General features: G+C 63.1%; 16 protein-coding genes. 10 read left to right on the forward strand and 6 right to left on the reverse strand.

Annotated features, from left to right (window positions below):
- The first annotated feature begins 37 nt into the window (after nucleotides 1-37).
- Nucleotides 38-2,602 (forward strand): TRAP transporter permease, encoded by a 2,565-nt coding sequence (locus tag C2U30_RS16055; RefSeq protein WP_103244095.1) that lies wholly within the window; start codon nucleotides 38-40, stop codon nucleotides 2,600-2,602.
- A gap of 88 nt (nucleotides 2,603-2,690) precedes the next feature.
- On the opposite strand, the gene C2U30_RS16060 is transcribed toward C2U30_RS16055, so the two are convergent.
- Entirely contained in the window at nucleotides 2,691-2,849 is a 159-nt protein-coding gene (locus tag C2U30_RS16060; RefSeq protein WP_005332188.1) for a hypothetical protein, read from the reverse strand.
- 172 nt (nucleotides 2,850-3,021) lie between these two features.
- On the opposite strand from C2U30_RS16060, the gene C2U30_RS16065 reads away from it, so the two are divergent.
- Nucleotides 3,022-3,648 carry a lysoplasmalogenase gene (locus C2U30_RS16065; protein ID WP_039040401.1) on the forward strand — a complete coding sequence of 209 codons (627 nt, stop codon included), beginning with the start codon at nucleotides 3,022-3,024 and terminating at the stop codon, nucleotides 3,646-3,648.
- A gap of 60 nt (nucleotides 3,649-3,708) precedes the next feature.
- Here C2U30_RS16065 and C2U30_RS16070 read toward each other — a convergent pair whose 3' ends face one another.
- Together C2U30_RS16070 and C2U30_RS16075 are read right to left on the reverse strand one after the other, a co-directional pair.
- The gene (locus tag C2U30_RS16070; protein WP_010672584.1) at nucleotides 3,709-5,262 is read right to left on the reverse strand and encodes a DHA2 family efflux MFS transporter permease subunit; all 1,554 of its coding nucleotides are present in this window, start codon (nucleotides 5,260-5,262) and stop codon (nucleotides 3,709-3,711) included.
- Nucleotides 5,262-6,314: an HlyD family secretion protein gene (locus C2U30_RS16075; protein ID WP_010672585.1), complete on the reverse strand. Its 1,053-nt coding sequence runs from the start codon at nucleotides 6,312-6,314 to the stop codon at nucleotides 5,262-5,264. Before C2U30_RS16075 ends, C2U30_RS16070 begins: the two co-directional genes overlap by 1 nt.
- Nucleotides 6,315-6,411: 97 nt before the next feature.
- Here C2U30_RS16075 and C2U30_RS16080 point away from each other — a divergent pair, with 97 nt between their 5' ends.
- The 3 genes from C2U30_RS16080 to C2U30_RS16085 are packed head-to-tail and all read left to right on the forward strand — an operon-like array spanning nucleotide 6,412 to nucleotide 8,205.
- Entirely contained in the window at nucleotides 6,412-7,314 is a 903-nt protein-coding gene (locus tag C2U30_RS16080) for a LysR family transcriptional regulator (RefSeq protein ID WP_010672586.1), read from the forward strand.
- A gap of 26 nt (nucleotides 7,315-7,340) precedes the next feature.
- Nucleotides 7,341-7,907 (forward strand): hypothetical protein, encoded by a 567-nt coding sequence (locus tag C2U30_RS22665; RefSeq protein WP_158654919.1) that lies wholly within the window; start codon nucleotides 7,341-7,343, stop codon nucleotides 7,905-7,907.
- A complete protein-coding gene (locus tag C2U30_RS16085) occupies nucleotides 7,891-8,205 on the forward strand; it encodes a putative signal transducing protein (RefSeq protein ID WP_010672587.1) in 315 nt (104 codons plus the stop codon). The genes C2U30_RS22665 and C2U30_RS16085 overlap by 17 nt, the downstream gene beginning before the upstream one ends.
- A gap of 15 nt (nucleotides 8,206-8,220) precedes the next feature.
- Here the strand turns inward: C2U30_RS16085 and C2U30_RS16090 are convergent, their stop codons facing one another.
- Complete coding sequence (locus C2U30_RS16090; protein ID WP_039040404.1) at nucleotides 8,221-9,504, reverse strand: dicarboxylate/amino acid:cation symporter; 1,284 nt, start codon at nucleotides 9,502-9,504, stop codon at nucleotides 8,221-8,223.
- Between the two features lie 208 nt (nucleotides 9,505-9,712).
- Between C2U30_RS16090 and C2U30_RS16095 the strand changes: the two genes are divergently transcribed.
- Together C2U30_RS16095 and C2U30_RS16100 are read left to right on the forward strand one after the other, a co-directional pair.
- Nucleotides 9,713-9,958 (forward strand): YecH family metal-binding protein, encoded by a 246-nt coding sequence (locus C2U30_RS16095; RefSeq protein WP_039040405.1) that lies wholly within the window; start codon nucleotides 9,713-9,715, stop codon nucleotides 9,956-9,958.
- A 101-nt stretch (nucleotides 9,959-10,059) separates the two neighbouring features.
- Nucleotides 10,060-10,659, forward strand: coding sequence for a YhgN family NAAT transporter (locus C2U30_RS16100; RefSeq protein ID WP_010672590.1), 600 nt, complete (start codon nucleotides 10,060-10,062; stop codon nucleotides 10,657-10,659).
- A gap of 60 nt (nucleotides 10,660-10,719) precedes the next feature.
- Here the strand turns inward: C2U30_RS16100 and C2U30_RS16105 are convergent, their stop codons facing one another.
- Nucleotides 10,720-11,697 carry a LysR substrate-binding domain-containing protein gene (locus C2U30_RS16105; protein ID WP_103244096.1) on the reverse strand — a complete coding sequence of 326 codons (978 nt, stop codon included), beginning with the start codon at nucleotides 11,695-11,697 and terminating at the stop codon, nucleotides 10,720-10,722.
- A gap of 292 nt (nucleotides 11,698-11,989) precedes the next feature.
- On the opposite strand from C2U30_RS16105, the gene tatA reads away from it, so the two are divergent.
- The 3 genes from tatA to C2U30_RS16120 all read left to right on the forward strand — a co-directional run bounded on the left by tatA (nucleotide 11,990) and on the right by C2U30_RS16120 (nucleotide 14,105).
- The gene (gene tatA, locus C2U30_RS16110) at nucleotides 11,990-12,154 is read left to right on the forward strand and encodes a twin-arginine translocase TatA/TatE family subunit (RefSeq protein ID WP_010672592.1); all 165 of its coding nucleotides are present in this window, start codon (nucleotides 11,990-11,992) and stop codon (nucleotides 12,152-12,154) included.
- Nucleotides 12,155-12,164: 10 nt separating this feature from the next.
- Nucleotides 12,165-12,467, forward strand: coding sequence for a YfcZ/YiiS family protein (locus C2U30_RS16115; protein WP_010672593.1), 303 nt, complete (start codon nucleotides 12,165-12,167; stop codon nucleotides 12,465-12,467).
- A gap of 216 nt (nucleotides 12,468-12,683) precedes the next feature.
- Nucleotides 12,684-14,105, forward strand: a complete 1,422-nt coding sequence (locus tag C2U30_RS16120; RefSeq protein ID WP_103244097.1) for a lytic transglycosylase F — start codon at nucleotides 12,684-12,686, stop codon at nucleotides 14,103-14,105.
- 5 nt (nucleotides 14,106-14,110) lie between these two features.
- On the opposite strand, the gene C2U30_RS22805 is transcribed toward C2U30_RS16120, so the two are convergent.
- Entirely contained in the window at nucleotides 14,111-14,275 is a 165-nt protein-coding gene (locus tag C2U30_RS22805; RefSeq protein WP_158656233.1) for a hypothetical protein, read from the reverse strand.
- Nucleotides 14,276-14,335 lie beyond the last annotated feature (60 nt).

Here is a 14,335-nt window from a genome sequence, read left to right on the forward strand (position 1 = left end):
CGAGTCTCATTTATTGCAGTACCTACAGAGTCACACTATGCAGCAAACACAACAACAAGAGGCGTTCTCGGCCGAGGAGCTGATCGCCCAGGACGTCGGCGCCAGGCTGCCCGTCGGCCCCATGAGCTGGATCATCGCGGGTCTTGCGCTGATCTGGTCCCTGTTCCAGCTCTGGATTGCCTCGCCGCTGCCCTTCTCCCTCGGCATCGGCGTCCTCAACGACACTGAAACACGCTCGATTCACCTGGCCTTCGCCATCCTGCTCGCCTACCTGGTGTTCCCCGCCATGCGCAGCTCACCGCGAGATAGGGTTCCCCTTGCCGACATCGCCCTCGGCCTCGTCGGTGCCGCCGTCGCCAGCTATCTGTTCGTGATGTACCAGGAGCTTGCCCAGCGTCCCGGCAACCTGACCACCATGGACTTCGCGGTGGCCTGCGTCGGCATCCCGCTCCTGCTGGAAGCGGCCCGCCGCGCCCTGGGCCCGGCCCTGGCGGTCATCGCCATCGTCTTCCTGGCCTACAGCCTGGCCGGTCCCTGGATGCCTTCCCTGCTGGCCCACCGCGGGGTGAGCCTGCATGCGCTGGCCAACCACCAGTGGATCACCACCGAAGGGGTGTTCGGCATCGCCCTTGGGGTCTCCACCAGCTTCGTCTTCCTGTTCGTGCTGTTTGGCGCCCTGCTCGAGCGTGCCGGTGCGGGCCACTACTTCATCCAGCTCGCCTTCAGCCTGCTGGGTCACCTGCGCGGCGGCCCGGCCAAGGCGGCCGTGGTCGCCTCGGCACTGACCGGCGTCATCTCCGGCTCCTCCATCGCCAACGTGGTGACCACGGGCACCTTCACCATCCCCATGATGAAACGGGTCGGTTTCTCCAAGGAGAAGGCCGGCGCGGTGGAAGTGGCCTCTTCGGTCAACGGCCAGATCATGCCGCCGGTCATGGGGGCTGCTGCCTTCCTGATGGTGGAGTACGTGGGCATCCCCTATGTGGAGATCATCAAGCACGCCTTCCTGCCGGCGGCCATCTCCTACATCGCCCTGCTCTACATCGTGCACCTCGAGGCGCTCAAGCTCGGGATGCAACCCATCGGCAACCGTCAGCCGCGCCCCTGGCTGCGTCGCCTGACCGGCTTCGCCTTCGGTGCCGCCCTCATCAGCGGCCTCTCCATGGCGGTCTACTACGGTCTGGGCTGGCTCAAGCCGGTACTGGGTGACTATGCCCTGCCGGGGATCAGCGTGCTGCTGGCCGTCGCCTACCTGGGACTGCTGAAGATCGCCGCGAGCAACGCGCCGCTGCCGGCGGAAGACCCGGACAAGCCACTGGACGAGCTGCCCGAGACCCGCGCCGTGCTGCTCTCCGGCCTGCACTTCCTGCTGCCCGTGGTGGTGCTGGTGTGGTGTCTGATGGTGGAGCGCCTCTCCCCCGGCCTGTCGGCCTTCTGGGGTTCGGTGATGCTCATCATCATCCTGCTGACCCAGCGACCGCTGCTGAACTGGCTGCGCACCGACGGCAAGCATGACTACGGCTCCTTCACCGATGGCGTGGTGGACCTGCGCGAGGGGCTGATTGCCGGTGCCCGCAACATGATCGGCATCGGCATTGCCACCGCCACTGCCGGCATCATCGTCGGGGCTGTCTCCCAGACCGGCGTCGGTCTGGTACTGGCGGATCTGGTGGAGTTCCTCTCCATGGGCAACCTGCTGCTCATGCTGATCCTCACCGCGCTGCTGAGCCTCATCCTCGGCATGGGGCTGCCGACCACTGCCAACTACATCGTGGTATCGAGCCTGCTGGCGCCGGTGATCGTCACCCTGGGTCAGCAGAACGGCCTCATCGTGCCGCTCATCGCGGTGCACCTGTTCGTCTTCTACTTCGGCATCATGGCGGACGTGACCCCGCCGGTGGGGCTGGCCTCGTTCGCCGCGGCCGCCGTCTCCAAGGGCGACCCCATCAAGACAGGGATCACGGCGTTCTACTACAGCCTGCGTACCGCGGCGCTGCCGTTCCTGTTCATCTTCAACACCGATCTGCTGCTCATCAACGTGGACTTCGCCCACGGCGTACTGATCTTCTTCGTGGCCACCATCGCCATGCTGATCTTCGCTGCCGCCACCCAGGGCTTCTTCCTGGTGAAGAGCCGCTGGTACGAGAGCGTGCTGCTGCTGCTGGTGGCCTTCACCCTGTTCCGTCCTGGCTTCTGGATGGATCTGCTGCACGACCCGTATCGCGACACCGCGCCGGCCGAGCTGGCCCAGACCATGGGTCAGGTGGAGGCCGAGAGCACCCTGCGCCTGCGGATGGAAGGGGAAGATGCGGTGGGCAAGTTGCGCCGCTTCACCGTGTTGCTGCCGGTGCCGGATGGTGCGAGCGGTGAGGATCGTCTGACCAAGCTGGGGATCCAGACCTATGAGCAGGACGGCAAGATCCTGATCGACACCGTCACCTTCGGTAGCCAGGCGGCCGATCTGGGGCTGGAGATGGATCAGCAGATCCTGAGCGTCAAGGCGCCCACCGAGCGCTGGCCCAAGGAGCTGATGTGGCTGCCGGGCTTCCTGCTGTTCGGGGCCGTGGTCTGGCTGCAACGCCGCCGGGTCGCTCGACCCTGATCATCACCCAATAAAAAACGGCGCCTTCGGGCGCCGTTTTTTATGCTGGACTGTGATGCCGGCCGCTTCGGGCCATCAGTCCAGGGCATCAGTTGGACTGGGTCTGCTTCTGTTTTTGCAGTTGGTCGAGGGTCTGCTGCTCCTGCGGGCTGAGGCCAAGCTGCTCGCAGGCCTGTTCAAAGCTGATGCCAAGATGGCACATCATGATGTCGATAGCGGGCAGGTAGTTGGTCATAGCGTCTTCCATGGTGATCCTCCAGAGCTGTCTCTTATGCCCGAGGGCGGAGATGGGGGCAATTAGACTTTAGGTGTAGGGAGCCATCTGCTTCAGCCTCTGCCACTGGCCGGGGGAATTTGCTACTCTTGCGGGCACTAAAGAGGTTGCCGCCCCAGGGTGAGCAGCCGGTGAGGAGCAGGGCATGTTATTGAGTTTCTTGATCATCGCATCGGGCTGGTGGCACATCCGCGCGGCTTACGGCTCAGACTCCCGTCAGTTCTACATCAGCAAGCCCCTGACCATGCTGTTCATCATCGCCCTGGCGTTTGGCTACCAGGGCGACGATCACAACGGCTCCCACGCCTGGATCCTGCTCGGTCTCTGCCTGTCGCTGGCGGGGGACGTGCTGCTGATGCTGCCACGGGATCGCTTCATCCAGGGGCTGGCGGCATTTTTTGTCGCTCACCTCTGCTACATCGTCGGTTTCGCCCAGGGGCCCCTGGTGCTCAAGCTGGTGGACGGCCTGCTGCTGCTGCTGGTGGCTGGTATGGTGTTCGGGCTCCTGTGGGGCCAGCTCGGTGAGATGAGGATCCCCGTCTTCTGCTACATGCTGGTGATCATCGCCATGGCCTGGGTGGCTGCCGGTGCCTGGCATGCCTCTCTCACTGCCGGCAGCGCCGCCGCCCTGGTGGGGGCGCTGATGTTCCTCTTCTCCGACAGCATGCTGGCACTGGACAGATTCCGCCGCCCCTTCCCCCATGCCACGGCCTGGATCATGAGCAGCTACTTCGCGGCACAGTTCCTGATCGCAGCCTCCCTGGCGGGCTGACCGGCGGACAGCCATGAAAAACGGGCCTTCTGGCCCGTTTTGCTATGTGATCCCCACCTTTCACGCCTCGACCGGTTCTGCGTCAGGGGCCCTCGGGGCCGGCTGCTTGAGCAGCAGCATCAGGGCGCTGGCGATCAGCAGGAAGATACCCATCACGTAGAACACCTGGTTGTAGGCCATGATGGCCGCCTCGCGGCTGATGGTGTTCGACAGCATGGCCCGGGCCTGCAACTGGGCCTGCTCCGGCCCGGCTCCCTGGGCCATCATGTTCTGGGCCAGCTGCATCAGATAGGCCTGCCCCTCGATGCTGGTGGCGGCCAGGGTGCTGCCGATCTGGCTGACATGAGTCCGGGTGTCGTTGTCGATCAGGGTGGCGATGATGGCGATGCCGAAGGCGCCCCCCAGGTTGCGCAGCACGTTGAGCAGGGTCGAGGAGGAGGGGATCTCGTCCGGCGTCAGGCTGGCGGTCGCCACCAGGGAGAGGGGCACCATGATGAAGGGCTGCCCCAGGGCCCGCACGATGAGGGACTGGATCAGCTGGGGCCCGGCGTAGTCGGCGTTCATGTTCACGTTCATGAAGCAACTGATGGCGAAGACCAGAAAACCGAAGCTCACCAGATAGCGCGGATCTATCTTGTGGGTCAGCTTGGGCACCAGGGGGAGCACCAGCAACTGGGGCAACCCCATCCACATCAGCACTTCACCGATTTCCAGGGCGTTGTAATTGTGGATCTGGGTCATGTAGAGGGGCAGCACATAGATGGAGCCCATCAACCCCATGCCGAGCACCAGGTAGGCGAAGCAGGCCAGGGCGAAGCGCGGGTTGTGCAGCAGCCGCAGGTTGACCAGGGGGTGGCGGCGCAGCAACTGGCTGATGACGAAGAACACCAGGGCCACCACCGAGATGACGGTGAGCCGCACGATGAAGCTCGAGCCGAACCAGTCCTCCCGGTTGCCCTCCTCCAGCACCACCTCCAGGAGGCCGAGACCCACAGCCATGGTGAGGATACCGATGAGATCCACCCGCTTGATCACCTCCCAGTCCACCGGCTTCCTGTCCAGCCCGTGGGCCAGCATGGCCATCACCAGCAGGCCGGGCGGCACGTTCAGATAGAAGATGTAGTGCCAGGACATCTGCTCCGTCAGCCAGCCCCCCAGGGTCGGGCCGATGGCGGGGGCGAAGGTGGCGCACAGGCCGAACAGCGCCATGCCGGTGGCTCGCTTGTGCAGCGGCAGCAGGCTGACGATGAGGGAGAAGGCCATGGGGATCAGGGCCCCGCCGGTAAAGCCCTGCAGCGCCCGAAAGACGATCATGCTGGTGAGGTTCCAGCTGAACGAGCAGAGCACGGAGGCGACGATGAAGGCGCCCGTGGTCCACAGCAGGTAGCGCCGCACGCTCAGTCCCCGGCTCAGCCAGCCGCTCAGCGGAATGGCGATCATCTCCGCCACCAGATAGGAGGTGGAGATCCAGGAGCTCTCGCTCAGGGTGGCCGAGAGTGCCCCCTGAATGTCTTTCAGGGAGGCGTTGGTGATCTGGATGTCGAGGATGGCCATGAAGGCGCCGATGAGGCCCCCCATGACCGCGATCCAGTTGCGGCGTGGTATGGCGTCCATCAGTGGGCGGCCACCACGGGATCAGGGGTGCGGGTGTCGACGATCACCTCGGTGGAGAGGCCGGGCAGCAGCTTGCCCGCCAGGGCGCCCGGATCCGGGATACGGATCTTGACCGGCACCCGCTGCACGATTTTGGTGAAGTTGCCGGTGGCGTTCTCCGGCGGCAGCAGGGCGAACTTGGCGCCGGTGGCCGGAGAGAGGCTGTCGATGATCCCCTCGACCGGTTGATCCGGATAGGCATCCAGGATCACCTCCACCTTCTGGCCCGGCTGCATGTGCTGCAACTGGGTCTCTTTGAAGTTGGCCTCGACCCACACCTGGCTCAGGGGCACCAGGCTGGCCACCTGCATACCGGACTGGACGTAGAGCCCCGCCCGCAGGCTGCGCTTGCCGATGATGCCGTCAGCCGGGGCTCGCAGCTCGGTGTAGCCGAGTTCCAGCCTGGCTTGTTCAAGCTGGGCCTCGCTCAATGCCAGCCTGGCCTGGTTCTGCTTGGCTTCGGCATCCAGCACCAACAGCCGCTCGCGGGCGGCCTGCAGGGCTGCCTTGGCCTCCAGTGCCTGGGCCTGGTTGACCTGCAAGCCGGCGCGGACCTCGTCCAGGCTGTCCTGGGAGCTGTAGTGGCGCTCATTGAGCTGGCTGACCCGGCGCACCTGCTGCTGGGCCCGGACCTGCTCGGCATTGGCCGAGCTGACTTTTGCCTCGGCCTGGCGGATGAGGCTCAACTGCTGGATACGGGTGGCGGCGAGGTTATCCGCCGTCGCCTGGTTGAGGTGCAGATCGGCCTCGGCCTCCGCCACCTTGGTCCTGTATTCGCGGTCGTCGAGCCGGGCGATGAGCTGGCCGGCCTTCACCGCCTGGTTGTCGGTCACCAGTACTTCGCTGATGTAGCCGGAGAGCTTGGAACCGATGCCGGTCACCTCGCTTTGCAGGTAGGCGTTGTCGGTGCTCTCGAAGTAGCGGCCATGCAGATACCAGTAACCGGCAAACAGCAGGCCGAGCAGGGCCAGCACCAGGGCGGCCAGCAGGGGGATCTTCTTGTGTTGACTCATGATATTGGTTTTCCTGAACTGTGGCGGGCAGGCTAACATCGTGCAACTGTTTCGATTAGTATCCATTCATGAGATATACAGTTTCACTGGTGAAACAATGGACCTGAATGCTGCCTTAATCCTCGTTCGTATCGTCGACAAGGGCTCCTTTACCGCCGCTGCCCAGGAGCTGGGCATGACCAAGGCGACGGTGAGCCGCCGCATCGCCGAGCTGGAGCAGCGTCTCGGCGCGCGGCTGCTCTATCGCTCCACCCGGCAGCTCACCCTGACGGAAGCCGGTGAACAATATTATCTACGCTGCAGCAAGGCGGTGGAGGAGCTGGCCCAGGCCGAGCTGATGCTCAGTGCCAGCCAGCAGGAGGTGACAGGGACCCTCAAGCTGGCGGTGCCCATCGAGACGGGACAACTGGTGGTGGGCAGGCTGGTGGCGAACTTCCTGCAAGCCTATCCAGGCATGAAGGTGGAGCTGGAGCTGACCAACCGCATCGTGGATCCCATCAGCGAGGGGCTGGATGCCATCGTGCGGGTCGGCGACATGAGCGACTCCAACCTGGCGGCGCGGCGTCTCTGGAGCACCGAGCGGCTGCTGTGCGCCAGCCCGGACTATCTGGCGCGCCACCCGGTGATCCAGAGGCCCGCCGATCTGGTGCATCACGAGAGGATCGCGGTCAGCACGGGGTTCCTCGCCTCGCACTGGTGTTTCGAGCTGGATGATCGCGAAGTGCTGGTGGATCCCCCGTCCCGCTTCCAGGTCAACAACATCACCTGTGCCAGGGAGGCGGCGAAGGCGGGGCTGGGGCTGGCTTCCCTGCCCGCCATGCTGTGCCATGATGAGCTGGCGAACGGGACGCTGGTCTCCTTGCTGCCGGAGTGGCAGCAACCCAGGGTACCCATCTACCTGCTGTTTCCCGAGCGGCGCCTGATGCCGCGCAAGCTGAGGGCATTCATCGATTTTCTGGTGGCCAACGGCCCGGCTTACGGTATCGACAAGCTGCTGTAAGGGTTTCGAGGACAACGTATGGAGCGGTGGATGAATCTGTATCGGGCATCTCGCTCCCGGAAGATGCTCGCCCTGAAATAATGATGGTAGTGCTGGTGATGACGGCACTGGCAAGGGTTTCGAGGACAACGTATGGAGCGGTGGATGAATCTGTATCGGGCATCTCGCTCCCGGAAGATGCTCGCCCTGGAATGATGGTAGTGCTGGTGATGACGGCACTGGCAAGGGTTTCGAGGACAACGTATGGATCAGTGGATGAATCTGTATCGGGCATCTCACTCCCGGAAGATGCTCGCCCTGGAATGATGGTAGTGCTGGTGATGACGGCACTGGCAAGGGTTTCGAGGACAACGTATGGATCAGTGGATGAATCTGTATCGGGCATCTCACTCCCGGAAGATGCTCGCCCTGGAATGATGGTAGTGCTGGTGATGACGGCACTGGCAAGGGTTTCGAGGACAACGTATGGATCAGGGGATGAATCTGTATCGGGCATCTCACTCCCGGAAGATGCTCGCCCTGGAATGATGGTAGTGCTGGTGATGACGGCACTGGCAAGGGTTTCGAGGACAACGTATGGATCAGTGGATTAACTTGTATCGCGCCTCTCACTCCCTGGAGGCGCATGCCCTGAAAGGGGCCTTGGAGGTAGAGGGAGTCAGGGTGCGCCTCAGCGGCGAAGGACTCTCCGGCGCGCTCGGGGAGCTGCCGGTGGATCTGCTGCAAGTGACCCTGATGGTGAACGAGCGGGATCGTCAGCGGGCGGGCCGGATCATCGAGCGCTACCAGCAGCGCCAGGGCAACGGCTGGCTGTGCGGCCAGTGCGGGGAGGAGAACGGCGCCAACTTCGATATCTGCTGGCGCTGCCATCACGATCCCCAGGATCATTGAGCGCCCCTCGCGCCCTCAGCGCAGGGTGAAGTCGATGTCATCCCCCGCATGGGCATCGTGGTAGGTGGCGAGATCCAGCTCCTTCTCGCTGCGGGCGATGAGCACGGAGACCAGGATGTCGCCGGAGACGTTGACCGTGGTGCGCGCCATGTCGAGGATCCGGTCTATGCCGGCGATGAGCGCCACCCCTTCCAGCGGCAGTCCCACGGCAGTGAGGGTCAGGGTCAGCAGCATCAGCCCGGTACCGGGTGTGCCCGCCGTGCCGATGCTGGCCAGCGTGACGATGCTGATGAGGGTCAGGTAGTCCACCAGATGCAGATCCACCCCGAAGGCCTGGGCCACGAACAGGGCGGTGACTCCCTGATAGAGGGCGGTGCCATCCATGTTGATGGTGGCGCCGATGGGCAGCACCTTGGCGGTGATGGCGGGGGAGACCCCGAGCCTGCGTTCGGCGCAGGCCAGGCTAATGGGCAGGGTGCTGCTGCTTGAACTGCTGGTGAAGGCCACCGCCTGGGCATCGACGATGCTCTTGAAGTAGTGCAACGGGTTGAGGCGCGCCATCAGGAGCAGCAGGCTGCTGTAGACGCCGAGCACGTGGAGCAGGCAGCCGAGGTAGACGGCGCCGATCACCTTGAGCAGCGGCAACAGCAGGCTGACGCCGTACTTGCCGGTCATCCAGGCCATCAGGGCGCAGACGCCATAGGGGGCCAGGGCCATCACCATCTGGGTCAGCTTGAACATTCCCTCCGCCAGGGAGGTAAAGAACAGGATGGCGGGGCGGCCACGTCGTCCGGTGGCGTTGAGGGCGAGAGCGAGGGCCACGGCGAACACGATCACCTGCAATATCTTGCCATCGCCCATGGCCTGCACCGGGTTGCGCGGCACCAGGTGGCTCAGCACGCTGGCCAGGGTAGGTTGCTGCGCCATGGCGCCCCGTTCATAAGGACCCATGTTGGCGCCCATGCCCGGTTCCAGCAGCCAGCCCATCATCAGGCCGATACAGATGGCGACGGCGGTGGAGCAGAGATAGAAGCCGATGGCCTTGCCGGCGATGCGGTCGAGCCGCTTGCCCTTGAGCAGGGCGGTGAGGCCTGCCAGGACGGAACAGAAGATGAGGGGCACCATCAGCATCTGGATGGTGTTGACGAACAGGACGCCGATGGGCTTGAGCAGCAGGGCCTGCTCGCTGAAGCAGAGCCCCAGACCTATCCCGGTCAGCATGCCGAGCAGAGTCTTCAACCAGAGCGGGCGACGGGTCCAGATCCGCCAGGGTTTGAAGACCAATCCATGGAACAGCATGACGCCAATGTCCTTATTTTCTGTCTGCGGTGGCAAAAAGGGGCGACAGTGTAGCCATCCCCCCGTCAGGTTGCCACATTATCGACAAAGCGGCGCTCACGACCAGCCCGCTGGCGTTAAAAAAGGCGTTTTGTTGGCCTATATCAAGAACCCTCTCCGGGCTTCGGGCTTTAATTGTCATCTGACATGATGATTAAAGAGGTTCGAGATGTCCCAATCGATACACGGTCACGAAGTGATGGAGATGATGCTGGAGCAGGAGAGTCCGTTTACCCGGGCCAGCCTCAGGGCGGCGATCGCCTCGCGCTTCGGTGCCGAGGCCCGGTTCCACACCTGCAGCGCCAGCGAGATGGATGCTGACGCCCTGATCGACTTCCTGGCCAGGCGCGGCAAGTTCATCGACTCGGAGTCAGGGTTCCAGACCCGCGCCGACAAGATCTGCAACCACGGATGATCGCCAGCGGCGAGCGCGGTGGGGCGCTCGCCGAATCCCGCCACCTTTGTTATATTTCGCCCTCCTTCCCCTCTTGTTGAAAGGTTCTGCCCGGGCGCTCTATGGACACATTCTCCGCTGCCGTCATGCTGTTTCTGATCATGGATCCGCTGGGCAACCTGCCGGTCTTCCTCTCCATCCTGCGCCATGTCGACCCCAAGCGTCGACGCAAGGTAATGCTGCGGGAGCTGTTGTTTTCACTGGTGATCATGATGGGCTTCCTGTTCGCCGGTCAGCAGATCCTGAGCTTCCTCAACCTGCGTCAGGAGGCGGTCAGCATCGCGGGGGGCATCATCCTCTTCCTCATCGCCATCAAGATGATCTTCCCGAGCCCCGGTGGCGTGACCGGGCTGGCGGCGGGGGAGGAGCCCTTCCTGGTGCCCATGGCCATCCCCATGATTGCGGGCCCCTCCATCCTGGCTTCCCTGCTGCTTCTGGCCAACCAGGAGCCGACCCGGATGGTGGACTGGTCATTGGCCCTGCTGATGGCCTGGGGGGCCAGCGCCGTGATACTGATGTTCTACGAGCTGTTCAACAAGCTGCTGGGTGAGCGAGGACTCACCGCGGTGGAGCGGCTGATGGGCATGCTGCTGGTGATGATCTCGGTGCAGATGCTGCTGGACGGGGTACACCACTATCTGGCGGTGACGGGTCAGAACTGACGGGGCGAATGCTGACGTCAATGTGAAACGGGGCTTCTTGAGCCCCGCTTTTTTTGCGCGTCAGGCGGCAGCGGCCGGGCCATCCGCCGAGGTTTCCAGCTTGCCCATGATGAGGGTGAGCAGGGTCTCCCGCAGCCAGCGATGGCCCGGATCCTCCTCGTGGCGCTGATGCCAGATGAGCAGGTGGGAGATGCTGTCCAGGGCGATGGGCAGCGGCAGCGGCACCAGGGGATAGACCTGGGTGGCGTGGCGGGCATAGAGCCTGGAGAGGGTCACTATCATGTCCGAGTGCATGCCCATGCGCAGGGCCGCCTCGAAGGAGGGCACGGTCGCCTCGATCCGGCGATAGAGATCCTGCTCCGCCAGCTTGTGATCCAGCATCCAGCGATCCCGCCCCTCGCAGTAGGTCTGCACATGGGGGTAGGCGAGGTAGCGGGCGAGATCCCACTCGGGCTCCTGCAAGGCAGGGTGATCCCGTTGCACCAGGCAGGTGAGATCGTCGATGGTGAGCAACCGCTGGCAGATGGCGTTGGGCAGGGTGTCGAGGCGAAAATCCGAATTGATGCAGTTCTCCCGCACCGTGAAGGCGATATCCACCTGGCCCTGGCTCATCTCGGTCAGGCTGTGCTCGGTCCACTCCTCGTAGCGCAGGCGGATGCCGGGGGCCTGACGCTTCAGTTCGCTCAGGTAGAGGGGGGCAAACAGGGTGAAGGCGCTGTCCATGCTGGCGATGACGAACTCCCGCTCCGTGCTGGCGGGATCGAAGTCCGGCGGCTGGATCAGGTTGTCCAGGGAGAGCAGTATGGGCTGCAGTTGCTGCTGGAGATCCAGGGCGCGGGGAGTGGGATCCATCCCGTAGGCCGAGCGCACGAACAGGGGATCGTCAAAGGTCTCCCGCAACCGCCCGAGGGCCTTGCTGACGGCGGACTGGCTCAGGTGCAAACGGCGTGCAGCCCGGCTGCCGTTGCGCTCTTCCAGCAAGACTTGCAGGATTATCAACAAATTAAGGTCTATGCGTGCAAGCTGTTCCAGCAACATGATATGAATCCTCTTCAATTCCTAGATGAATATATACCATTTGTTTTCATATCTTGGCGATCCTATGCTCGACGGGTCTCTCGCCCTGGTGGCGGCTGGTACAGGATGTAGCGGTTGAGGGGACAAGTAGCACCGACTCATACGGCGGCCCATGGTCGCCGTATTTTTTTGCGCCTCGTCGCCGTTTTTGCGCGATTTTTTCGCCAACTTGCACCTGCCTTGATTTTGCCCAACAATCGATACGCTTTCTTTTGATACAACCTCCAGGTATCTAACAGTCAGGAGTCTCCCTATGGGACTGGGTGGCATTCATATCTGGCATCTGCTGATCCTGCTCGTGGTCGTCGTCGTGGTGTTTGGCAGCAAACGCCTGGCTGGCGCCGGTGAGGATCTGGGCACTGCCATCAGGGATTTTCGCAACGCCTTGCGCGACGATGACAATATCCGGAATAAGTAGGAGTGAACGTATGTCTGTAGACGAGAAAGTGGAACTGAACGAGACCTGTGACAGTTGCGGCTGTTTCGCCGAAATTGGCACCATCATCGGCGAAGGTGACGACGTTATGGAGCTGGTGATCGAGGCCGCTGCAGAAGCCGACGCCCGCGAGAAATTTGCAGCTTACGAGGCGCTGGCCAAGCAGGTCACTGCCGAAGCCAAAAGCAGCAGCGAGCTGAGCCGGGGCCCGGATGGCGTGATCCTGAAGGCCCGCCTGCAATTCACCTGCACCGCCGAGAAGCTGATCTTCGAGATGCGCGCCCGCTCCCTCTGAGATCGTGATGACACGGCAGGCTTGCCTGCCGTCTTGCTCTGCCCCTCGCTTTTTCCCTCCCTTTGCGTTGTATAGTGAGTTATCCCACGGACGATCCGTTTTCCGTCCGGCATGTGCCGATCGGCAGAAGATCCCGCGACGCCCCATGACTTGGCGCAGGCGCCTTCTCTGACAGACCCGACGGTGCGCACCGGCCCACAGCGAGGTGGTTAAATCATGATGCGGCGATGGATCTGGGCCCTGCTGGCTCTCTGCTCTCTCCCTCTGCTGGCGGCGGATCTCAAGCCGCAGTTGCTGCCCCAGGCCGGTGATCTCGAACACATCCTGCAAAAAAAAGAGCTCAGGGCCCTGGTGGTCTATGAGCGGGGGTTTTTCTTTTTCGACAAGGGAGCCCAGTACGGCATCCTGGTCAATCAGCTTCAGGGATTCGAGCGCTGGTTGAACCAGACCTACCTGGCCAAGGAGAAGCTCAAGCTCAAGATCATTTATATCCCGGTGCGCCAGGACAAGCTGCTGGACTACCTCGCCGAGGGGCGCGGGGATCTGGTGGCCGCCAACCTGACGGTCACCCCCACCCGGCGCGAGCAGGTGACCTTCTCCCAGCCGCTGATCACCCCCATCGAGGAGTGGGTGGTGAGCCAGCGGGAGCTCCCTGCCTTCAATCGCATCACCCAGCTGTCCGGCCGGCGGATCTGGGTGCGAGCCAGCTCCAGTTATTTCGAGAGCCTGCACCAGCTCAACTGGCTGTTTCGGGAGCTGGGGTTGCCCCCGGTCTACATCGAGACGGTTCCCGAATACCTGCAGGATGGGGACCTGCTGGAGATGGTGTCAGCCGGGATCATCCCGCTGACGGTCACCGACAGCTTCAAGGGGCGGATCTGGCTCGACATGATTGGCGGCCTCAAGGCCCACAGGCTGATTCCGCTGCGGGACAAGGGGCGCAGCGCCTGGGCCCTGCGCAACAACAGCCCGGAGCTGCTCAAGGCGGTGAACGCCTACATCTCGGAGTCGAGCAAGCGGACCCTCTACAGTGACATGACATTGCGCCGCCTGCTGGCGCAGAGCGACCGCATGAGCAACATACTGGCGCCGGACCCGCTGGGGCGACTGTCGACCATTCGCAAGGTACTGGAGGCCCAGGCGGACAAGTATCAGCTGGACTGGCTGATGCTGGCCGCGCTGGCTTACAAGGAGTCGGGGCTCAATCCCAATGTCGGCTCTCACCGGGGGGCCGTCGGCATCATGCAACTGCTGCCGAGTACCGGCAAGGAGGTGGGGATCCGAGGCGCCAGACTCACCAGTCTGGAGGGCAATGTGGAGGCGGCCTGTCGCTACATGCGGCTCATCCTGGACACCTACTTCAATGATCCCGGGATGGACAGGCTCAATCGCCATCTGTTCGCCCTGGCCGCCTACAATGCGGGTCCGAACCGGGTCCAGGCATTGCAGGCCAAGGCGGCCGACAAGGGGCTGGATCCGAACGTCTGGTTCGGCAATGTGGAGCAGCTGGTGGCCAACGACGTGGGCCAGGGGCCCATCAACTACGTTGGCACCATCTACAAATACTACGTGGCCTACCGTTTCAGCCTGCCCCAGCTGGAGGGCAAGTCAGAGGCCATCGAGGCGGTGCAGCCCTGAGCCTGTCAATGCTGGCCGGGGAGGGGATCCTCGTGATGCTGCGCAAGGGGTTCCCAGCCCAGATCCCGGTGCTGCTGGTACCAGGGCATCAACAGCCTGGCCGGGGTGGGATCCGGTTGGCTGGCATGAGGTCTCTGACTGAGGGAGGGGTGGTCGCGCAGTTCCATCATCGGCTCCTTGACACTGGGCTATCGGGGCGGTTGTCTGGGTTATGCCACCACCAGATGACA

The sequence above is a fragment of the Aeromonas sp. ASNIH5 genome (genome assembly GCF_002902865.1).
Classification (GTDB): Bacteria; Pseudomonadota; Gammaproteobacteria; order Enterobacterales; family Aeromonadaceae; genus Aeromonas; species Aeromonas caviae.

Bases quoted from the DNA above. Each gene is read 5' to 3' on its own strand.
- C2U30_RS16055 (WP_103244095.1), top strand. From the start codon at position 38: ATGCAGCAAACACAACAACAAGAGGCGTTCTCGGCCGAGGAGCTGATC.
- C2U30_RS16060 (WP_005332188.1), bottom strand. From the start codon at position 2,849: ATGGAAGACGCTATGACCAACTACCTGCCCGCTATCGACATCATGATG.
- C2U30_RS16065 (WP_039040401.1), top strand. From the start codon at position 3,022: ATGTTATTGAGTTTCTTGATCATCGCATCGGGCTGGTGGCACATCCGC.
- C2U30_RS16070 (WP_010672584.1), bottom strand. From the start codon at position 5,262: ATGGACGCCATACCACGCCGCAACTGGATCGCGGTCATGGGGGGCCTC.
- C2U30_RS16075 (WP_010672585.1), bottom strand. From the start codon at position 6,314: ATGAGTCAACACAAGAAGATCCCCCTGCTGGCCGCCCTGGTGCTGGCC.
- C2U30_RS16080 (WP_010672586.1), top strand. From the start codon at position 6,412: ATGGACCTGAATGCTGCCTTAATCCTCGTTCGTATCGTCGACAAGGGC.
- C2U30_RS16085 (WP_010672587.1), top strand. From the start codon at position 7,891: ATGGATCAGTGGATTAACTTGTATCGCGCCTCTCACTCCCTGGAGGCG.
- C2U30_RS16090 (WP_039040404.1), bottom strand. From the start codon at position 9,504: ATGCTGTTCCATGGATTGGTCTTCAAACCCTGGCGGATCTGGACCCGT.
- C2U30_RS16095 (WP_039040405.1), top strand. From the start codon at position 9,713: ATGTCCCAATCGATACACGGTCACGAAGTGATGGAGATGATGCTGGAG.
- C2U30_RS16100 (WP_010672590.1), top strand. From the start codon at position 10,060: ATGGACACATTCTCCGCTGCCGTCATGCTGTTTCTGATCATGGATCCG.
- C2U30_RS16105 (WP_103244096.1), bottom strand. From the start codon at position 11,697: ATGTTGCTGGAACAGCTTGCACGCATAGACCTTAATTTGTTGATAATC.
- tatA (WP_010672592.1), top strand. From the start codon at position 11,990: ATGGGACTGGGTGGCATTCATATCTGGCATCTGCTGATCCTGCTCGTG.
- C2U30_RS16115 (WP_010672593.1), top strand. From the start codon at position 12,165: ATGTCTGTAGACGAGAAAGTGGAACTGAACGAGACCTGTGACAGTTGC.
- C2U30_RS16120 (WP_103244097.1), top strand. From the start codon at position 12,684: ATGATGCGGCGATGGATCTGGGCCCTGCTGGCTCTCTGCTCTCTCCCT.
- C2U30_RS22805 (WP_158656233.1), bottom strand. From the start codon at position 14,275: ATGATGGAACTGCGCGACCACCCCTCCCTCAGTCAGAGACCTCATGCC.